Genomic DNA, 18,879 nt, shown 5'->3' with positions numbered 1-18,879 from the left:
AGATCGAATGGCGCTACTTCGATCTCGAGGCGCAAATCTACGGCGACCAACTGATTGCCAACTACCCGGTCGTGAACGACCGGGCTTGCTGCTCCAGTCATCACTGGCTGTGATGGGTTCGGCTGCATCCAGCTCTCACGCGATGAGGGTGAGTTCAGGGGCCGTTGACCGGGCCCCGCAGACCCACACGTACCACCCGCGGTGGGCGATGTTGTGGGACGCGTTGTGGTCTGCGTGCTCAACGAAGCCGCAGACCCGGCACGCGAAGACGCCCTGGGCGGGCCGGTTTCCGCGTGCGGTGTGATGACACTTCGAGCATTCCTGGCTGGTGTACGCCGGATCGACGTAGACCACCGGCACCCCGGCCCGCTTCGCCTTGTAGGCGATGAAGGCGCCGAGTTGGGCGAAGGGCAAGGAGTGGAGCGTGGCGCGTTGGGGCTTTCTCAGCCGTGCCCGCTCGCGGATGCCCGTGAGTATCTCCAGGGCGATCCCGCGACCGGTGCGTTCAGCCTCCGCCACGATCCGCTTGCTGATCTTGTGGTTGATGTCCTTGTTCCGCCGGGCTTCCTTGCCCGCGTACTTCTTCGCCCGCCGCTTGGCGGACTTGGTGTTCTTCTTCTGCAGCTTGGACCACAAGTTGCGGTCCTGTTCCCGCTTGCGGTTGATCCGACGCCCGCAGTGGCGCTCGCCGTCGGAGGTAGTGGCGATGTTCACGATGCCCAGGTCGACGCCGAGGAATCCGACCGGGTGGGCGTTCAGGGCGGCTTCGTCGATGTCGCAGGTGGCGATCAAGAACCATTTCCCGCCCTGGCACACCAGATCGGACTCACCCCGCCGGTGCGCGGCCAGGACTTCCAGCTGCCCGTCCTGCCCGGTGAACGCCACACCCTTGAGCCGGCCGGCCGTGGACCAGATCGACACCGTGTGTGCCTGGTGCTGCCAGGACAGCATCCGGTCGTCGTACGGCTGCGCCGCCTCGGGCCGGAAGACGACAGGCTTGCCCGAGGCGCGAGTGTGCCGCCTGGAACCGGGCCGCCCGTAGCGGCCGTTACGCAGGTTCGCCCTCAGGGTGGTGTAGGCATCGCAGGTCTTCTTGATCGCGTGCTGGGCGGCCTGCGCGCCCAGTCCCCACCGGAAGCGGATCTCGGCATAGGCGTGCTTGCGGAGCTCCAGCGGGCGACGCGCATTCTCCTCGAACGCAACCTCGGCGGCCCAGGTGGCGGCCTCGTTGCAGGTGTGCAGGGTCGCCTCAAGTGCCGCCGCCTGTACGGGCGTCGGCAGCAGCTTCACGCGCACCACCAGCTTCACGATCAGCGAACCTATACACCTGGACGAAGACCCACACACGTTCGCCCCCGCCCCACCCCAACGAGCGAAACCCGCCCCGGCCCTCCCACGCGCACACCGCCGTAGCCCCGCTCCGCCGGAACGCCTCCCGGCCGCTCCGCAGCCGTGATGTCCTGCGGCACATCACGGCGACGCTCCGCGTCGCACCCCGTGGATGCGATTCCTCCCGGGCGTGAACGCCCGGGGTTCCTCACAAGAAGTCGCTGAAACAGGGTCGGGTCGATGTACCGCAGGGTCCTGGGCTGGGCATGGATCCCGACCCGGATGTGATCAGCACCTACCTGAACGCCTAAAAACAGCCGGGTGGCCCATGCCCGGCCGCCGGTGACACAGCTGTGACACGGGCGCGGACAACGAGTTGGCAGCACCACGGGTCGTATGCGGTGAGGGCGATCGCCCTGCAGACCAGCGAAGACGACGACACGGGGGAACTGACCATGATGATCCGTACACGCACCCGGATGCGCCGGGTACTGCCGGCCCTGGCCGCATTGGTGGCTGCCGCGTCGGGCGCCGCCGCGCTGACGACACCGGCCGCCGCGGCCGGTACCCCGCGCTTTTTGGCACCGTCCGAGTTGCCTCCTCACCCGGCGTCCGCCTGGTTCGCCGGCCCGGTCACGGCCGGGCAGCCGGACCCGCTGCCCATGTGTGTGGGCGAGGCACTGCCGTCGACCTCGGTGCACCGCACGTACCGCACCGACTACGACACCGGCGCGCTGCAGGTGACGGTCGTCGAGCGCAGTGTCCTGCGCGCCAAGGCGTTCGCAGCGCTGCTGCGCAAGGACCTCGCCGGGTGCGCGAAGAAGGTGATGGAGCAGGATCCCGAGACCAGCGCGAAGCAGAAGTACTACGGGCGCCTCGCCGTGGAGGAAGGCGCGTATGTGTACGGGGTGCACACGACGACGACGTGGGGCGCGTCCGACATCAGTCTGTTCTCGGTCGGCCGTGACGGGAACGTCGTCACCGTCGTCCAGTGGGGACAGATGGGCTCCTTCGCCGACGCCCGGGTGGCCGCCTTCAAGAAGACGACGGTCACCGCGGTGAACAAACTGCGCTGATACAAGAACAGCCGTCCCCGCACCGCTTGTTCGCGGTGCGGGGACGGCTGTTGTGCGGTCCCTGAGTACTGCCCGGTCAGGACCTGCTCCAGCACGGCCCGGACGCCGTCCGGACCGATGCCGAGTTCCGCCCGCAGCACCCGCATGATGGCGGCGTTCCTCGTCGGCGGGGTTACCTGCAACCTTGCCCGCCCGTGCTCGGAGAGCAGCCGTCCACGCATTTCATCCGGCGAGTCACCGCCACAAACAGCCAGGGCAAACCCGCAGGTCGGGCACGTTGACTCAACATCCCACCATAGTTCCTCGCCCACCAGCGCCTGAACGCCGCACCATTCTGCCTCGGCACCACACCTCTGGCACACAGCGGAGTACCTGATGGACTCAACCAAGATCGACTGTTCCATAATCCCACCCTCAAGCCGAGAGGTTAGACGGCAGGGGGCAAGCGCCCTTCCGGCGCGCCAACTTTTTCCCTGCCATCCGAGCCAGCGGTCCAGGCCGCACTGGTCCATGGGATCCCGGCGACTAACTTCGCTGCGACAGGACACCATGCGCTGACGCTGTCTCTCGTGAACATTCCGAAACTCAGTGATCACCAACTGACGCCCAAACCAGCAGACAGACGCTGCTGCTGAACGTGACCAAAGCCATCCAGGGCCTGCCGGGTCGGCCCGAGCAGCCCCTCGATGCACTCGCGGTGCGCCTGCCAGCCGCCGCCCCCGGACATGTCGTTCTTGCGCCAGTAGTGGTAGAACCCGCTGTGATGGCGGAACGGCAGTTTCGGCGGCTCAAGGCCCAGGCGTTCGAGGACCGCACGGTGCGCTTTGACGGCGAGGACGACTTCCTCGTCATTCATGCGTTCGTCGTGGCGTGTGCCCCGGGCGACGAAGTCCTCGTGCAGCAGCCGGGTCAGGGCCGCGGCTACCTCCAGGTGCAGGTGGTCGGGCACGGGGCCGAACCGCGGGGACTCCATCAGCTCGACATCCAGCTCCCACAGCTGACACACCCATTCACCCGGCCTGTGGTCGGGTCAGTCCAGGTGTTCATCGGGCCTGCGGAAGAAGTCATCTGTCTGCATGCGCGGGCATCCCCCTGCCCCACCAGCGCTGTCGAAGAGAATTGTCGCTGGTGTCACTGACATTGGGAGCTGCGTGCAGCCGGATGACAGGGCGGTGACAGTGAGGCGGACGCGACTGTCACGGACGCCGACACGGCTGGGTTCGCTGTCAAACGCCTCGCTTGGATGACGAGGGACAGTGCACTTGGCCGGCAGGGCCAACTACGGCTGTCCGGTCTCTGATGAGGATTCTGGAAATTGGCTGGTGTCGCTCTTCCCTCCATTTCGTTGCATCTTGAAATGTGTGGGGAAAGTGGGGAGCGACGAGCGTGTCTGTCATTGAGGCGCCTGCTGTCTGCTTGAGCTGTGCGGGCGCTGAGTAGAGTCGTGACCGTGACCAGTTCGAGGGGCCGGTGGCCGAGGCTTGACGAGCAGAGCGGGGTGGAGGATGCGTCGCTACTCCTCTTGGAATGGCTCGGCGAACAGGGTGTAGACGCCATGATCAGGGTGGATGCCGAGCGGATGCGCGCTGGTCAGCCCCCATGGACCTTTGCTGCCAGTGGCGGGCCGTTGCATCACGGGCTGCGGGCGGACGGTAGCTCAGCTGCTGAGTGCCTTGGCAGGGCCCTAATTGCCCTGCGCGATGGTGGCCTGACCATGCAATTCTGATATTGGGTCAGGGCCCAGAGGCCGCCGGGCCCTGACGATCAATGACGGTCAGACGGACTCGTTCAAGGGGTCCTCCGCAGTGGGATGACGTCCGGGCTTGTGGGCATAGCGGGACGGGCAGCTTCGGGGGTGGCCAGCAGGGCGACGATGGTGACTGGCTGCTGGCAGTGCGGGCAGTTCCGGGTGGCGGTCGGCTCCAGCAGATCGCGTTTCGGGACAGCTGGACGTGGTCCGCCGCGGGATGTGGATCTGGGCGGCGGCGGGAGTTCCGGCAGCGCTGGCGGTGATGTCTCGCCGAGTCGGCGGGCGCGTTGTTCGCCGCGCGCACGGTCCCGCTGCTTTCCGCCTCTCGGCGGCAGGCAGGAGGGCAATAAATCTGCCACAGGCGGGGGTTGGCAGTGAACTCGGCGCCGCAGGCTGGGCAGGAATGCGCCTGCGGTTCGGCGGGGATCGTGCGCCGGGCGAGGACTTTGCAGCGAGGAGAACAGTAGATCTGTCGCGGGTGAGGGACGAACTCTCCTTCACAGACAGGGCAGTTGGCGCTCTCGGGGCCTTGAGGCAGGTGCCTTTCGGTGTCAGGAGACACGGGCATTCACTCCCTTGCACAGCGTCTCGGCCTGGTTCTGGTGTCCGCGGAGCCCGTAGGAGGGGCCGTCGATCCCCGCGACGGCGGCCCGATGCAGGAGCCGGTCTAGCATCGCGGCCGCAACGGTGGCGTCGCCGAAGGCGCCGGCCCAGTCGGCGATGCCGACATTGGTCGTCAGGATCGTGCTCGACCACAGATACCTCTGGTTGATCACTTGGAACAGCGCGGACGCGCCGTCCTCGGGGAGCGGCAGATAGCCGAGCTCGTCGATGATCAGGAGCTTCGGGCCAGCGAAGAACCGCATGCAGGTCTTCCAGCGGCCCTCCAGTGCGGCCTTGTGGGACTCAGTCAGTTCCGCCACACGGTCACCACCGCGGCGACGACTATGGTGATCGCCGCAAGGATCACCATGACGGCCCGCATACGCTCGATCAGGCGGGCCGTCCGGCACCGCCGGCCAGCGGGATCGATCCTCCCCGGTGGTGACGCATCCCCATCCGGTTCGGGGCGCCCGTTGCGTGGCAGAAGGAGCTGTCGGCACCATGGGCAGTCGGTGTCAGAGCTACTCAGCCAATAGGTGCCCCTCAGTTGCGAGTTGGGCGCCGGGCGTCTGTCGTCGTCACCTCGCATGTCACTCCATCGCGGCTTCCACCGAGTCAGAGATCTGCAAGACCCGGTGCAGGCCGGTGATGCGGAAGATCTGGAGAATGTCCGGGTTCGTAATCACCAGCTTCAGGTCACCGACGTGCGTACGAATCCGCTTGGCGATGCTGACGAGGACCCCAAGGCCCGTCGAGTCGATATACGGGACCCCCCTCAGGTCCACGATGAGGCGATACCGGCCCACTTCGATACAGGTGAACACGTGTTCCCTGACTTGAGGCACGCTGGAGACGTCGACCTCGCCATGGATCTCGACGACGGTCCAGCCCGTCTCGTCACGGTGGCTGATGCGAAATTCCGGGTGCATGAGTTGCCTAACGGCGATGCCCTGTGGAGAGGTTTTGGGTCGTGCCTTCCGCACGTCCGTTCCGCATATGCACGAACGACTGGCCATGACCTCACCCGCCAAATGGCGCATATCCATGGCTCCGTCACCGCGAACGCACGACACAACCTCTGACGTCACCGCAAGCGGGCGGGTGATTGCTCAAGCCAGCGCCTCTCGGCTCCCACGATCGCTCGGCGCGACCTGGACGCACTACGAGGAGAAAGAGGCCGCCGTCAACATCGCGGTCTCGCTGGTGGCCGACATCGCCCAGCAGACGGCGACCTCGGCCATGGTCATCAGCGCTGACAGCGATCTGTCGCCGGCCATCCGCACCGCACTCGTGCTGAATCCCCGGGCCCACACCATGGCGGCGTTTCCGCCCAAGCAGTTCTCCAACGAGCTCAAGTGGTTGATGCCCGCCTCGTTCATCATCGGCCGCGCCAAGTTCGCCCAGGCGCAGCTGCCTCAGAGGGCATTCTGAACCGGTATGGCCGATTCCCGCAGTTGGCTTGTGCCCGCTACCGTCCTGGCGGTCACGTGGTCCTTCGGCGGCTTCTACAGTGTCCCGAGGTAAAGGGGGCGGGCGGGGACGGTAGATCAGAAGGGCTGACTCAAGAACGTGGTACGGATCGAGCGATTGGCGGACCTGAAGCCCGTTCACCAGCGTCAGGCGGCCGTCCTGGCCCTGTGGCGGTGGCGCGCGCCGATACTCGCGTTCGAATTCAATGCAGAGTGGGGCGTCGACCAGTCCGTGCTGGAGTCGCTGTTCCGACTGGCAGCATCACCCCCTGGTGAACAGTCGGAGCGCGCATACCGGCGAGCAATCGCCGAGCTGTGCACGGCCCCGCTCTTCACGTCTGAAGTCGACCCGGACACGGTCCAGCTCTTCCAGTTGGAGACCATCAGCAACATGCTGACCTTCGGCGAACTGCTGGACAAGCCTGGCGTGGACGAAGTCGAGCGAGTAGTCGAAGCCTCGGCCGGCCTTGCGAACTACCTCGACGGTCTCGTCGAGGGCTCCTTCTACTCTCACCCCGCGGAGGAAGCCCACCGCCAGTACCTCGCCGACCTGGCGGACCGGACGAGCGAGGGCTATTTCGCGTCGCGCCACATCGCCGTCGAGACCGCCTGCCATGGTGCTCTCGGGGTTCTCCCCGATTCCGCAGGGCTGCTCGACTCGTCCACGGGTCGCGAGTTGCTCGCGCTCTGCGAGGACTTCGGCGAAGAGCTCGTCACAACGATGCAGTGGCTCCGCATGACGGGTCACTAGCGTCGTGAGCCGGATGGCAAGTGCGGCAGCCGTGACGGACGGGTGACCTGGAACGGAGGGCTGCTACGGGCGGCGCTGGAAGAACAGGCCCGGTTCGGTCTCGGCGAGGACGCCCAGGCTGACCAGGCGCTTGAGCTTGTGCCGGGCACTCTCGATGTTCTTCGGCTTGAGCGGGAGGTCCAGGGCCTGGCACAGGTCGCGGGCACGCATCGGTCCAGCAGCGTCGGCGAAGACGTCGAGGATCTGCGCTTCATTCCCCCGGCCTCCTCGGTGCGTCCGGCGCCGGCGAACAGCCCAGCAATGTGCGGCGCCGCGTACTTCCGGATCCTGCATGGCGAGGACGAACTCGCTGTCAGGCCCCGCAAGAACCCCGGACCGATCACCAGGCTCTACGTCAAAGGCATGGGCACGCACAGAGACCGTCAAGGATCTGCTGACGACAAACCGTCAAAGAAGTCCTGAGACCTCACAGCGACAGCGACAGCGACAGCGTTTGTTAACGAGTTTCGACGTCAGCGTCCGGTCGACGGCTTCGCGGATCAGGCCGCCCTGCGCAAAGGTTCAACCCTGAATGCAGGGTGGAACCATCACTCGATGGGAACATGAGCCATCACCCATGCGTACTATCGCTACGCCGCCACACCACCGTTCGCCGCGGCAATACATGAACAGGCGGGCGCACCTACTTTCGGTTGCACTCACGGTGGTGCGCCATTGCTGCCGCATTGAAAAGAGGCCAACACCATGACTGACAACCCCGTCACCGTCACCAGCGTGACATCTCAGTACGCCACTCAGGTCGCACAGGACCTCGAGCTCAATACCAAAGAGCAGGAACGTATCGGCGCGGAGCTCTCCGCCCTGCAGGCGCAGTTGCGCATCCTGCAGGACGACCAGAGTGTGCTGCACAGCATCCAGAAGACGCTCGGCAGCCGACCGGCAGCCGCGCCGAGCACCCCGGAGCCTTCGACGTCCCTCCCGCAGCAGGCATCCGGCAAGAACACCACTACCCGGCGTGCCCCGTCCAAGACTGCAGCCAAGGCCCCCAACGCAAAGAAGACCACTGTGCAAGCCAAGAAGGAGAAGACCCAGGACGCGGAGCCGAAGGCGGCTACGGCATCGGCGCAGCCCACGCTGATCGCGCTCATCCACACCCACCTCGACCAGCAGAAAGAACCCCGTTCCGCGGCGGAGGTCACCTCGGCGCTGGCCCAGGCCCACCCCCAGCGCAACATCAAGTCGACCGTCGTGCGCACCACACTCGAGAATCTTGTCGCCAAGAGCCAGGCTCATCGCTCGAAGCAGAGCGGCTCGGTCTTCTACACCTCAGTTGCCGTGCAGGCCGCGACTGAGAAGGCCCCGGCTCCCGTGCTGCCCCAAACCGAGCAGGACAGCAACAAGCGCGAGAAGGCCGGCGCGGTCAGTTCGTAGCCGGTCGAGGACAGCGGTCAGGGGTTGCTGTCGGGGAGCGACTGCGGGTCCCAACAAGACTGAGGCGGTCGGGTGATGAGGTGCATGCGCAGGCCGCGGGGTCCGTGGCCTCCGGCGTCCGGCAGGTCGATAAGCCAGTCGAGGACGGGGTCGGGGACCTGGTCTGGGGCATCAAAGGCGGCCAGGAGGGCATCCGGACCGCCGTCGGCAGGACCACCACGATCGCCGACGGCGGCTATCCGGGCACCGGGCTGGTGATGCCGCACCGTCGCCACAAAGGCGAGGAACTACCCGCCTGGAAGCAGGCGCACAACAAGTTCCACAAACAGGTCAGGGCCCGCGTCGAGCACGTCTTCGCCCGCATGAAGACGTGGAAGATCCTGCGCGACTGCAGGCTCAAGGGCGATGGCGTACACGAGGCCGTACTCGGCATCGCTCGTCCGTACAACCTCGTACTCGCCGGGTAACGCCATTCCCGTCGCGAGAAGATCGCTCGATCCGACCTCTATACGTGGCTCTCCCGCTCGTAGATCCTCTGTAGCTGTGACAGACACGGCGAGAGCCCACTCATGGCCCACAGGCATCAGCGCGATCACCCTCTTCGTCGAGGACTTGGACGCCACAAAACGGTTCTACCGGGAGATCTTCGGACTGCCGGTGGCCTTCGAGAATGACAACTCGGCTGTCTTCGAATTCGGCAACACCATCATCAACCTACTGAATGCCACCGCAGCGCCCGAGCTCATCGAACCCGCTCGCGTTGCCGAGGCTGCCGCCGGCTCCCGCCTCCAGCTCACCCTGCCCGTGGACGATGTGGACGCGATGTGCAAGGAACTGGCCGCCCGCGGCGTGACACTGCTCAATGGCCCCATGGACCGGCCCTGGGGAATACGGACCGCCAGCTTCCGCGATCCCGGCGGCCACATCTGGGAAATCGCCAAGTGACTGCGGCGCCGGGCCTCGAGATCCGGACACTCCTGTCGTTCCTGCATGGACAGCGCCGCCACGTCCTCGGCATACCCGACGGCCTCGACGCGGATGCCCTGCGCCAGCCCGTGCTGCCATCAGGATGGAACTGCCTCGGCCTCGTCCGGCATCTCGCCCTCGACGTTGAGCAGTTCTGGTTCCGTGCGGTGGTAGTCGGCGAGGAAGACGTCATCAAGTCTCTGGGCCACGGCGGCGACGCATGGCAGGTCGGGCCAGAGGTTCCCGCCGCCGCGATCCTCGACCGATACCGCACGGAGACCGACCTCGCAGACACCATCATCAGTGCCACCGCTTCGGACACTCCCCTGGCCTGGTGGCCCCACCACCTCTTCGGCGAGCCACACCTGCACACCCTTCGAGACGTCTTGCTGCACGTCATCACCGAGACTGCGTGCCATGCCGGCCACCTCGATGCGGCACGAGAACTCCTCGACGGCCGACGATGGATGGTCCTGACCTAACGCAGCCCGGCAGGTACGCCGCCAAGGCCAGACGTAGATCACGAAGGGCCTGAACAGTCTTATGGGACAGCCCTTAGTTTGATCTTTAACCTGTGCGGCGTGGTCGTGGGGTGGTTGACTTCGTCGTTCTCTTTTTCGCTGCCGCTGTTTTGCGGGGTGTATGCACGTCGTGGCGGGGTGTGGGTCGTGTGTTCTTTTGGCCCGGCGGCCGTCCGGGGCCAGGGCGCGAAGGTTTCGGTGCTTGGGCTGGACAGGCCGATTGCGGGCGGATGTGCCGGAAGTCGCGGCGGACTCGGGCGGGGGTGAGTCTGTCCGGCGAGGTGGGTTTCTCCCAGGGACGGCGCCGGTCGGCTGCGAGTGGGCGGGCGAGCCGCAGTTGGGTGTAGGCAGCGAGGATCAGCCAGGTCCATCGGTCGGCTGCCTCGGGGGTGCGGAGCTTTGGGGAGGTCCAGCCGAGGGTCTGTTTGAACAGGCGGAAGGTGTGCTCGATGTCGAAGCGCCGGAGATATGCCTGCCAGAGGCGGTCGGCGTCGTCCGGGGTGGCATCGGTGTCTGACCACCACAGCCAGACCGGCTTGGGTGTTGCTCCGCTGGGCAGATGGCCGATGTCCAGGCGGATCACCGTTCCTTCCACGATCGGGAGGGTGCCGTCTGCGGCTGCCCAGGAAGAACGGTGGGTCAGCTTGGGGTGCAGCCGGTTCCAGGACCGGGCCCTGGCAGTGCCGTAGAGGCGGGTGTCGGTGATGGTTTCGGTGTCCGGGATGCTCCAGGTGTTGGGCTGTCCGAAGACGAACTCGCCGCCGTGCCGGGGCGGTCGGCCCTGAGTGTGTGGCAGCCGTGGTGGGACCGCTCTGCGCAGGACGCGGTCGGATCGCATCCTGGCCAGCACCTGGACCGGCAGGTCACCCAGGAGGAAGCCGAGGCGGGGCGCGTCGTATCCGGCGTCCGCGACGATGAGGATGTCGGGGTCGCCCGCCTGCCACTGCCCTGCTGCGATGAGTCGCTGCAGCAGATCGCGCAGTTGCCGGGCGGTGACGGTTGCGGTGTCGTCGCCAGGCTTCAGACGCAGCGCGTCCAGCGGCGCCGTCCATGAGCTACGGCCCGGCTCGAGCGCGCAGACGATCGAGTAGGGCCAGCCGGGGACCGGGATGTGCTGGTCCTTGCCCCGGCCATAGGTGTGACACAAAATCCGCTCGGGTGAGGTGTAGGCGTCGGGCCGCAGCCAGCAGGTGACATCGATCGCCAGGACCAGCCGGCCGTCGGCAGACCGCGGCAGTGGCACCTCTGCCAGTGCCCGCCGCAGCCGGCCGTCATCGATGCGTCCACGGGCCATGGCTGCGTAGAGCCCTCCATGGCCGCGGCGGTGTTCACCCACCAACGACAGTTCGGCCAGCGACCTCACCGGCCCGTCGCCGCACAGAACAGCATCAGCCAGCTCGAACAACACGTCCGAACGGGAGGTCAGGCAGGCATAGAACTCGCCCCGGAAGCATGACAGTTGTGCGAGCGACTCTCGCCGGGCGTCGTGATGCAGCAGACTCATCCTCACGGCCTTCGTGCTGAATGTGTGTGTTCCTTGGTCGGAGCACATGTTCAGACGAAGGCCGCCTTCATGTCCGGCAGATACCAAACCGAGTGATCAAGTTCGACGGACCATTCGACGCCGCACGTTAAAGATCAAGTTAGGGGCGCCAACCCCGCTTTGAGGCCGACGCCTTGAAACTCCGTCACCGACGCAGCACGAAACACCGCACCCCACCCGGCTCCAGGTCATACCAGACCCCGCTCCCCCACCCCTCCAACAGGCCGGCCACCTCCTTACCAGTGATGCCGATATGCCGACGCGCCGACAGGCGGTCCGCGAGCGACGTGGTCACCACCCACACTCCGCCCGGCGCCAGCAGGCGACGCACCCGCTCGGCGGCCGCCTCCTTGTCCCGCATGAACGCGAACACCAGCCGCATCGTCACCACGTCGAACCCGGCCTGTGGCAGCAAGCCGACGGCTTGGTCGTCCTCGAAGTCCAGGCGCTGAACGGTCAGGCCGGGCAGCAGGCCCTCGTACCGGTCCCGGACTGCGGCCACCGACGAGGCCGCCCAGTCCGTGGCCATCGTGCGGCAGCCCAGCCATACGAGTTCGGCGGCGTACCCGCCCAGCCCGCAACCGATGTCCAGCACGCTCGCACCAGCGGCCGGCGCGACCTGCTCCGTGAACATCCGCATCTCCGCCGCGGTCACGCCGAGGAAACCGTCCCCGGCAGCAAAGTGCTCCTCCCAGTGCTCGCGGGCTGCGATCGTCACCGGAGCTCTCCCTTCCCGTCAAAGCAACGGGAGGTGCCAGTGGCTTCCCAGAGCCAGATCCGGTTGCGGTCGATGCCGCTGCGCAAGCCGCGGCGTTGGGCCCGGGCGCGGAGCAGGCGGACAAGGTCGGGCATGGACCAGCGGTGTTGGCGGCGCAGATGCGCCAGCGGATGCCGCTCGAGATCCATGCCGCCTCCCGGGATATCGCCACCGCTGTCTCCCCTCCACCATGCCGCACCGGGGCGGTGTTGAGGCGGCTTCTTTGGCGCGGGACACACACCGGACACACTGTCATCCCCTGGGGCCGGGTGGATCGCCGGTGATGTCCTGGCGGCGCTACGACGCGCAGCCGCGCGGCGTCGTCAAGAAGGGTCGGTTCCACGTGAAATCCATGGATCGCTCTACTGCCCTGTCCGGCGCCACCGTCACCATGACCGGCGGTTTTGGACTGGTCGGCAGCCGCATCGTGCACAAGCTCCGCGCGGTCGGCGCCAAGCCTTCGGCGGTGGGCCGCCTCGATGCCTACGGCTCGTCGGTCTACCCCTCCGTGTTCAACATCTCTCCGGGGAGTTCGGACGTCATCGCCGGCGACATCACCGATGCCGCGCTGATCGACGACCTGCTGGCACGCAGCGACTACGTCATCCACGCCGCGGTCCTGGCCGACGTCGCGGCGTGCACCCGCAACCCGGCGGCGGCGCTCCAGGCCGACATTCACGGCACCCAAACCGTGCTGGATGCCGCAGCCCGGCACACAAGCACCGTGAAGCGGCTGGTGTTCGTCTCCTCGGCCAGCGTCTACGGCATCGGTGGGTTCCTCGAACGTGGGGGCCGCCCCGTTCAGCGAAGCCGATCCAGGGACGCCCAGGTCGGTGTACGCCAACACCAAGCTGTGGGGGCGAGCACCAGACCGCACTGGCCCTGGGCGGTGCCGATGGCTCGTACGCAATTGTGCGGTACTTCTCCGTCTACGGAGAAGTACCGCAGGTGGTCAAGGAGAACAGCCACAGCTGGGTGGCGGCCTGGTTCACCATGCGCGCCACGCTCGGGCTGCCGCTGCACCTCAACGGTGGCAGATGTCAGGTCCGGGACTTCGTGCACATCGACGACATGGCCGATGCGACCCTCCTGGTGGCCATCACCGAGGGCGCCGATGGGGCGACACTCGACGTCGGCACCGGCCGCGCCACATCGATCAGGCAGGCCGCCGACCTGGTGCGCCGCCACTATCCCGACGCGCAAATCATCGAGACCCGCTCGGTGCCTGCGCCGACACCACCCGCATGCGTCGGGGTGCTGGGCTGGGTCCCGCAGGTGGATATCGAGGACGGCATCCGCCGCTACCTGAATTGGCTGGAGCGGACCTCGGAGGCGATCGTGTCCGGTCAGGGCCGGGTCGGATCGTCAGGGCCGGTTCGGGTCGGGGTGGACCACGATGAAGAGCGACCAGGCGGGCGCGGTCGGGTCGTCCGGTCGGGCGGCGAACTCCTCGAGCAGAGCGCGGAGCCGGGTCTGGAACTCCTCCATCTCTGCCGGCGGCAGGCGCAGCCCGAGCCGGGTGCTGTCGACCTCGGCCGCGGGGGCCAGGGCCAGCTCCTCCAGGAACGCGTCGAGCATCGACCGGTCCTGCGCGGCAGCATCGAGCTGCCAGGACTTCCGCGTCGCCAGATAGGGAATCTCCCGTGCGCCGCGCGCGCCGCGTCGCTCCTCCTGGGCCTCCAGAAAACCGGTGCGCACCAGCGTCCTGGTGTGGTGCAGCACGCTGGCGGGATCGCCGCCAAGGATCGCCGCGATCTCCTTGTTGGTGCGCGCCTCGCCGAGGCAAATACGCAGGATACGCAGGCGGAGCGCGGAGGCGAGCGCCTTCGCCTCCGCGTCGGTCGCCAGCCGGCGTTCGGTCATGGTCAGCAGCCTCCTGAAGGGCCGGGAGGATAAGTGATTGACAAAACCCAATCACTCTTCCACGGTAGTTTCCCATGACTGCTCCCGAGCCCTCGCCCGACCGACCGGCCAACCGCGGCGGACTGTGGCGGCACGCCGACTTCCGTCGACTGTGGGTCGGTGAGACGGTCAGTCAGTTCGGGACAATGGTCAGCCAGTTGGCGCTTCCCCTCGTCGCCATCCTGGTGCTGCACGCCAGCACCTGGCAGGTCGGGGTGCTGGCGGCGTGCGAGACCGCAGCGTTCGTGGCAGTGGGCTTGCCGGCCGGCGCCTGGGTGGAGCGGATGCGCTTCCGCTGGGTGCTGATCGTCAACAACCTGGGTCGGGCCGCCCTGCTGGCCTGGGTTCCGGTGGCTCAGCTCCTCGGCGTGCTGACGATCGAGCAGTTGTACGTGGTCGCGCTCGCCACCGGGGTCAGCACGGTCTTCTTCGACGTGGCCTACCAGTCCTACCTGCCCCAGCTGATCGACCGGGAGCTGCTGGTCGAGGGCAACGCGAAGCTCCAGGCCAGCGAGTCGGTCAGCCAGATCGCGGGCCCGAGCCTCGGCGGCGCGCTGGTCCAGGCGCTCACCGCGCCCTACGCGGTGCTCGTCGACGCGGTGAGCTTCCTGTGGTCGGCCGTGTGGGTGACGCGGATCGAGGTCCGGCCGCCACGCCCCGAGCGCAGCCCCGACCCCAACCTGCTCCGGGAGATCCGCGACGGCCTGCGGTTCGTGCTCTCCAACCGGATACTCCGCGCCATCGCCATGTGCACCAGCTCGGCCAACCTCTTCGGTTCGGTGATCTCCGCCGTCTTCTACGTGCTGCTCGCCCGCCAACTGCGGCTCTCGCCGGGCGTCATCGGCCTGCTCACCTCGACCGCGGCGGTGGGTGGACTGATCGGTGCGCTGGTGGCCGGACGGTTCGCGGCAAAGGTCGGCCAGGGCCCGGCCATCTGGATCGCGAGCGCGGTCGCCGGACCGTGCGCGCTGGTCACCCCGTTCGTGCAACGCGACTGGACGGTGGGGCTGCTCGCGGCAGCGCAGATAGCGATGTGGATGGGCATCGTGGTCTACAACATCAACCAGGTCAGCTTCCGGCAGGCGCTGTGCCCGCCTGGGCTGCTCGGCCGGATGAACGCGACGATGCGGTTCCTGGTCTGGGGCACGATGCCCTTCGGGGCGCTGCTCGGCGGCCTGCTCGGCTCGACGATCGGCGTCCGCGGCACGCTGCTGGCCGGGGCGGTCGGCCAGTCACTCACCTTCCTGCCCGTATTCCTGTCGCCGCTGCGCCGGATGCGCGAACTGCCGTCCTACGCTGAGCTGACGGCGGAGGGGGACACCGCTGCCAGCCCGTTGGTGCCGAGCGAGCCCTGGGAATGAGGCGAGTACATGCTCGGCGCAATCGGCAGCCCAGAGCACCAGTGACCTGTGTTCGTCCTTGCCGGGCCTCATGCCCGCTCGATCGCCAGGTGGTTTTTGGGCGAAGGAGGACTTGGCCGAATCCGGACGGCGAGCATGGGCCCATCCTGCCCGGTCGCCGTGGCGGCATATGCCAGTGGGCGCCGTTTCGGCGACCAGCGGGGCGTCCGGTCACCAAACTGGGCGGGTGATGACACGACCATCCTCCCCTGATGATCTCCGTGCTGTTCTCTTCGACTCAGGCGGCGTGCTGATGCAGCCGATTGGCGGCCGGTGGAACCCACGAGCCGACTTCGAGCAGACCATCCTCTCCTACGTCCCCTCGATCACGCCGGAACAGTTCGCGGCGGCCATCGTCGCGGGCGACCAGTTCTTCGCTGCCTCGTCGTCGACACCCGACTATGACGACTACCACCGGGTGATGCTTCGTGACCTCGGCGTGGAACCGACCCTGCAGCTCCTTGCCGACTTGCGTCGTGAGGTCCCGCCTGCCACGGTCCTGGAGTCGTACCCGGAGGTCGTGGGAACTATGGAAGAGCTGAGCCGGCGGGGTGTGCGGATGGCGGTGGTCTCGGATGCCTGGCCTGATCTGCCCGACCTCCACGCCGGACTTGGGATCGGCAAGTTCTTCGAGGCGTACGCGATTTCCGCCGAACTCGGTTGCGACAAGCCGGACCCACGCATGTACCACCACGCCAGCACCGCGCTGAATCTCGAGCCCGCACAATGCCTCTTCGTCGACGACGATCCGAGCCTGGTCGCCGCCGCGATCACACTCGGATATGCAGGACGCGCGGTCTGCCGCAACTCGACAACTTCGGATGTGCCTTCCATCGCGTCCTTGACGGAACTACTGGACCTCTTCTGACATGGTCCTGCACGGACCGTCGAGGGCCAGCCCGATGCCCGCGGCGGTCTCCGACCAACTGACCTCCGATGCGAGGGGGTGCGGAATACGTGACCGCCTGCATGGCCGTCTCTTCGTCGGCTCGGCCTACAGAGGGCTCCGAAGAGGCAGAGAGTCGTCGACCGGAGGAGCGTGGCTTTGCGCGCGTGCCACCACACGGCACGCCACGGTCACCGGAGCACAGTGATCACCGCCCGACCTCTGGGATGGGGCCGGACGGTGATCGCGCCAGAAACTCGGCACTTGCTCTGGTGGGGCAGGCTGCCCTACCCCGTGCCTTCCGGCGGCTCACCGCGGCCAATTGTCATTGACCAGCGCACCGTTGACAGAGCTTGGACCGAGACCGTGCCCTCCTTCTCTACTTCGGCGACGCCAACCTGGTTGTAGATGGTGGTGACTTCACCATCGACGCATTTCATCGGGAAGCCGACCTTCACCGGATTCAGGGAGACCTTGATCTCCCCCTTGCCTCGGCATCGCACGGCAACGATGAGATCTTGCCCGTTCCGGCCCTTGCGGTACTCGGGGTCCGTCCTCCACGAGTACCGCTTTGGCGACCGGCGACAGTCTCGGTCCCGTCCAACTCGGGCGGGGACTTCACTGACTCCTGTGCGGGGGTGGCGGATGCGGACTTGCTGGGGACAGCCGGTTTGGAGGCCCTACCGGAGGCTGCGTGGTCGGGCGAGCAGGCAACTACGAGCGGCAGCATGACTGCGGGCAGAAGGGGCAGCCTCGCGAGGAGCCGCCGGGGCATTAGTGGGTCTCCCAGATGTACCAGCCGACGCGGTCGGGGTGTGTACAGCGTCGCGCTGTGCTTAGCCCCCTTGGTGCAGTTGGCGTAGACCCACTGGCTGTAGCCATCGGTCTTCAGCCGGTAGACCCCGCACTTGGCGTTGGCGCTGTACTTGGCGGGCGTGTCGACCGTGATCTTGTTGCCCAACGGCGTGATGCCCGGTCGCCCATCCGCGTGCGGATCCGCTCGGCGACGGCGTCGAGCAAAGGCTCACGGACGTCGCGATCGAGTCTCCGGTACAGCGACAACGAGCGAAGGCGATCGGCAAAGCCGTCCCCGGTGAACCACTGAACGGTTGGATACCAGCGCACGATCGTGGCTCTTCGAAATTGGTGGGGGTTTGAGCGCCGGACGGGGTTCCACTGTGGAGCCTGACTGATAGATGCCCGCAGCTCTCGTAGATCATGTTGTTGTCGAAGCAAGATGATCACAACAGAAGAGCTATGGACGTGGCAGACGATACGACGCGGTTGTTGGGCCTTGACGGCCTGGCCGTGGTCGCGGTCGCCGACGACACCGACGGGCCGGTGGTGCACCTGGTCACCGCTGATGAGCGGGCACGCCACTGCCCAGACTGCGGCACCCGGGCGCGGCGGTCGAAGGGCCGGCGGGTGACCCGGCCGCGTGGCCTGTCGGTCGGTGGCCGCCGACCGCGGCTGGTGTGGGCCAAGCGCCGCTGGCGCTGCGACGAGCTGGCGTGCCGGCGTCGCTCGCCGTGGACACCTCGATGCCCGCTAATATCGTTGAGCCCTCACCCTGCAATCGTGTTGGCTAGCGGCACCGAACTGTCAGTACCGCAGGTGTCCGCTTGGCTGTAGCAGGGAGTTAAACGTGCAGGACATTGTTGTCGACCCCGTTGCCCACAATCGGGCAGCCTGGGACAAGTGTGTCCAAGAGGGCAACGAGTGGTCGAGGCCGGTGAGTGCTGAGGATGTCGAGCGCGCCCGCATGGGCGACTGGTCGATTGTTCTCATCGGGCGTGAGCCAGTCGACCGCTCCTGGCTGCCGACGGACCTGACCGGCAAGGACGTGTTGTGCCTGGCCTCCGGCGGTGGCCAGCAGGGTCCGATCCTCGCCGCCGCAGGGGCGCGGGTCACCGTATTCGACAACTCACCCCGCCAGCTCGGCCAGGACCAGATGGTGGCGGCGCGCGACGGACTCGAGCTGCGCACCGTCCTAGGCGACATGCGCGACCTCAGCGCCTTCGGCGACGCAACATTCGACGTCGTATTCCATCCGGTCTCTAACCTATTCGTACCAGACTTGGCACCGGTGTGGCGTGAGTGCTTCCGCGTCCTGCGACCGGGCGGAACTCTGCTCGTGGGCTTCCTCAACCCTGATGTGTACTTGTTCGACCACGAGGCGCTCGACGAGCGCGGCGAGCTGATCGTCGTGCACAAGCTGCCCTACAGCGATGTCACGCAGTACTCCGCCGAGGAACGCGCCACGAAGTTCGGCGCGGATGCCCCTCTTGAATACAGCCACACCCTCACCGACCAGATCGGCGGGCAACTCGCCGCGGGGTTCGTCCTCACCGGCTTCGCGGAAGCGCCGCACCAATCCAACGCATCCGCTCAATACATGTCGAACTATTTTGCGACGCTGGCGGTCAAGCCGGGCTGACCCAGCCGTGGCGCCGGCCGAGACGGCCGTGTCTCCGAATGGCCAAGTGGAGCGCTGT

20 protein-coding genes and 3 pseudogenes are annotated in these 18,879 nt (G+C 66.7%); 13 read left to right on the top strand and 10 right to left on the bottom strand.

The annotated features are described in order from the left end of the window. Positions 1-135 precede the first annotated feature (135 nt). Complete coding sequence (locus OG698_RS45980; protein WP_406110267.1) at positions 136-1,308, bottom strand: RNA-guided endonuclease InsQ/TnpB family protein; 1,173 nt, start codon at positions 1,306-1,308, stop codon at positions 136-138. A gap of 476 nt (positions 1,309-1,784) precedes the next feature. Between OG698_RS45980 and OG698_RS45975 the strand changes: the two genes are divergently transcribed. After that, on the top strand, positions 1,785-2,405 hold the full coding sequence (locus tag OG698_RS45975) for a hypothetical protein (RefSeq protein WP_362910263.1): 621 nt from the start codon (positions 1,785-1,787) through the stop codon (positions 2,403-2,405). A 592-nt stretch (positions 2,406-2,997) separates the two neighbouring features. Here OG698_RS45975 and OG698_RS45970 read toward each other — a convergent pair. The 3 genes from OG698_RS45970 to OG698_RS45960 form a co-directional block, all read right to left on the bottom strand. Continuing rightward, positions 2,998-3,354 carry a hypothetical protein gene (locus tag OG698_RS45970; protein WP_406110265.1) on the bottom strand — a complete coding sequence of 119 codons (357 nt, stop codon included), beginning with the start codon at positions 3,352-3,354 and terminating at the stop codon, positions 2,998-3,000. A gap of 1,352 nt (positions 3,355-4,706) precedes the next feature. Next, positions 4,707-5,078, bottom strand: coding sequence for an ATP-binding protein (locus OG698_RS45965; RefSeq protein WP_406110263.1), 372 nt, complete (start codon positions 5,076-5,078; stop codon positions 4,707-4,709). Between the two features lie 270 nt (positions 5,079-5,348). Next, positions 5,349-5,741, bottom strand: a complete 393-nt coding sequence (locus OG698_RS45960; RefSeq protein WP_406110261.1) for an STAS domain-containing protein — start codon at positions 5,739-5,741, stop codon at positions 5,349-5,351. 13 nt (positions 5,742-5,754) lie between these two features. On the opposite strand from OG698_RS45960, the gene OG698_RS45955 reads away from it, so the two are divergent. Next, complete coding sequence (locus OG698_RS45955; RefSeq protein WP_406110259.1) at positions 5,755-6,189, top strand: hypothetical protein; 435 nt, start codon at positions 5,755-5,757, stop codon at positions 6,187-6,189. Positions 6,190-6,345: 156 nt separating this feature from the next. Then, a complete protein-coding gene (locus OG698_RS45950) occupies positions 6,346-6,978 on the top strand; it encodes a hypothetical protein (RefSeq protein WP_406110257.1) in 633 nt (210 codons plus the stop codon). Positions 6,979-7,041: 63 nt separating this feature from the next. Here the strand turns inward: OG698_RS45950 and OG698_RS45945 are convergent, their stop codons facing one another. Further along, positions 7,042-7,188 carry a hypothetical protein gene (locus tag OG698_RS45945; protein ID WP_406110255.1) on the bottom strand — a complete coding sequence of 49 codons (147 nt, stop codon included), beginning with the start codon at positions 7,186-7,188 and terminating at the stop codon, positions 7,042-7,044. Between the two features lie 534 nt (positions 7,189-7,722). On the opposite strand from OG698_RS45945, the gene OG698_RS45940 reads away from it, so the two are divergent. The 4 genes and pseudogenes from OG698_RS45940 to OG698_RS45925 all read left to right on the top strand — a co-directional run bounded on the left by OG698_RS45940 (position 7,723) and on the right by OG698_RS45925 (position 9,857). Beyond that, positions 7,723-8,409, top strand: coding sequence for a hypothetical protein (locus OG698_RS45940; protein WP_406110253.1), 687 nt, complete (start codon positions 7,723-7,725; stop codon positions 8,407-8,409). Between the two features lie 194 nt (positions 8,410-8,603). Continuing rightward, positions 8,604-8,876: pseudogene (locus OG698_RS45935) on the top strand (transposase); the annotation flags it as partial. Positions 8,877-8,952: 76 nt separating this feature from the next. Next, positions 8,953-9,354, top strand: a complete 402-nt coding sequence (locus tag OG698_RS45930) for a VOC family protein (protein ID WP_406110251.1) — start codon at positions 8,953-8,955, stop codon at positions 9,352-9,354. Then, a complete protein-coding gene (locus tag OG698_RS45925) occupies positions 9,351-9,857 on the top strand; it encodes a DinB family protein (protein ID WP_406110249.1) in 507 nt (168 codons plus the stop codon). Before OG698_RS45930 ends, OG698_RS45925 begins: the two co-directional genes overlap by 4 nt. 85 nt (positions 9,858-9,942) lie before the next feature. Here OG698_RS45925 and OG698_RS45920 read toward each other — a convergent pair whose 3' ends face one another. From OG698_RS45920 to OG698_RS45910, 3 genes are all read right to left on the bottom strand, one after another. Beyond that, the gene (locus OG698_RS45920) at positions 9,943-11,400 is read right to left on the bottom strand and encodes an NF041680 family putative transposase (RefSeq protein WP_406110247.1); all 1,458 of its coding nucleotides are present in this window, start codon (positions 11,398-11,400) and stop codon (positions 9,943-9,945) included. Positions 11,401-11,584: 184 nt separating this feature from the next. Then, positions 11,585-12,157: a class I SAM-dependent methyltransferase gene (locus tag OG698_RS45915; protein ID WP_406110245.1), complete on the bottom strand. Its 573-nt coding sequence runs from the start codon at positions 12,155-12,157 to the stop codon at positions 11,585-11,587. Then, positions 12,154-12,345 (bottom strand): hypothetical protein, encoded by a 192-nt coding sequence (locus tag OG698_RS45910; RefSeq protein WP_406110243.1) that lies wholly within the window; start codon positions 12,343-12,345, stop codon positions 12,154-12,156. Before OG698_RS45910 ends, OG698_RS45915 begins: the two co-directional genes overlap by 4 nt. Positions 12,346-12,386: 41 nt before the next feature. Between OG698_RS45910 and OG698_RS45905 the strand changes: the two are divergent. Together OG698_RS45905 and OG698_RS45900 are read left to right on the top strand one after the other, a co-directional pair. Beyond that, a pseudogene (locus OG698_RS45905) lies at positions 12,387-12,908 on the top strand (NAD-dependent epimerase/dehydratase family protein); the annotation flags it as partial. Continuing rightward, positions 12,833-13,255, top strand: a pseudogene (locus OG698_RS45900) (hypothetical protein); the annotation flags it as partial. The pseudogenes OG698_RS45905 and OG698_RS45900, both read left to right, overlap by 76 nt. 306 nt (positions 13,256-13,561) lie before the next feature. Here the strand turns inward: OG698_RS45900 and OG698_RS45895 are convergent. Next, complete coding sequence (locus OG698_RS45895) at positions 13,562-14,059, bottom strand: transcriptional regulator (protein ID WP_116502056.1); 498 nt, start codon at positions 14,057-14,059, stop codon at positions 13,562-13,564. A 74-nt stretch (positions 14,060-14,133) separates the two neighbouring features. Here OG698_RS45895 and OG698_RS45890 point away from each other — a divergent pair, with 74 nt between their 5' ends. Continuing rightward, a complete protein-coding gene (locus OG698_RS45890; protein ID WP_406110241.1) occupies positions 14,134-15,459 on the top strand; it encodes an MFS transporter in 1,326 nt (441 codons plus the stop codon). A 169-nt stretch (positions 15,460-15,628) separates the two neighbouring features. Further along, positions 15,629-16,366, top strand: coding sequence for an HAD family hydrolase (locus OG698_RS45885; RefSeq protein ID WP_406111656.1), 738 nt, complete (start codon positions 15,629-15,631; stop codon positions 16,364-16,366). A 305-nt stretch (positions 16,367-16,671) separates the two neighbouring features. On the opposite strand, the gene OG698_RS45880 is transcribed toward OG698_RS45885, so the two are convergent. Beyond that, positions 16,672-16,842: a hypothetical protein gene (locus tag OG698_RS45880; RefSeq protein ID WP_406110239.1), complete on the bottom strand. Its 171-nt coding sequence runs from the start codon at positions 16,840-16,842 to the stop codon at positions 16,672-16,674. Positions 16,843-17,602: 760 nt separating this feature from the next. On the opposite strand from OG698_RS45880, the gene OG698_RS45875 reads away from it, so the two are divergent. Next, positions 17,603-18,016, top strand: coding sequence for a transposase family protein (locus tag OG698_RS45875; protein WP_406110237.1), 414 nt, complete (start codon positions 17,603-17,605; stop codon positions 18,014-18,016). A gap of 13 nt (positions 18,017-18,029) precedes the next feature. Continuing rightward, entirely contained in the window at positions 18,030-18,821 is a 792-nt protein-coding gene (locus OG698_RS45870) for a class I SAM-dependent methyltransferase (protein ID WP_351201255.1), read from the top strand. The last annotated feature ends 58 nt before the right edge of the window (positions 18,822-18,879 follow it).

It is taken from the genome of Streptomyces sp. NBC_01003 (genome assembly GCF_045162695.1).
Lineage (GTDB): Bacteria > Actinomycetota > Actinomycetes > Streptomycetales > Streptomycetaceae > Streptomyces.
This window is presented reverse-complemented; position numbering and strand designations above follow the sequence as displayed.

Coding starts and splice junctions, on each gene's coding strand:
- OG698_RS45975 (WP_362910263.1), top strand. CDS start 1,785: ATGATGATCCGTACACGCACCCGGATGCGCCGGGTACTGCCGGCCCTG.
- OG698_RS45940 (WP_406110253.1), top strand. CDS start 7,723: ATGACTGACAACCCCGTCACCGTCACCAGCGTGACATCTCAGTACGCC.
- OG698_RS45920 (WP_406110247.1), bottom strand. CDS start 11,400: ATGAGTCTGCTGCATCACGACGCCCGGCGAGAGTCGCTCGCACAACTG.
- OG698_RS45955 (WP_406110259.1), top strand. CDS start 5,755: ATGCACGAACGACTGGCCATGACCTCACCCGCCAAATGGCGCATATCC.
- OG698_RS45895 (WP_116502056.1), bottom strand. CDS start 14,059: ATGACCGAACGCCGGCTGGCGACCGACGCGGAGGCGAAGGCGCTCGCC.
- OG698_RS45875 (WP_406110237.1), top strand. CDS start 17,603: ATGTTGTTGTCGAAGCAAGATGATCACAACAGAAGAGCTATGGACGTG.
- OG698_RS45945 (WP_406110255.1), bottom strand. CDS start 7,188: ATGCGTGCCCGCGACCTGTGCCAGGCCCTGGACCTCCCGCTCAAGCCG.
- OG698_RS45910 (WP_406110243.1), bottom strand. CDS start 12,345: ATGGATCTCGAGCGGCATCCGCTGGCGCATCTGCGCCGCCAACACCGC.
- OG698_RS45890 (WP_406110241.1), top strand. CDS start 14,134: ATGACTGCTCCCGAGCCCTCGCCCGACCGACCGGCCAACCGCGGCGGA.
- OG698_RS45885 (WP_406111656.1), top strand. CDS start 15,629: ATGCCAGTGGGCGCCGTTTCGGCGACCAGCGGGGCGTCCGGTCACCAA.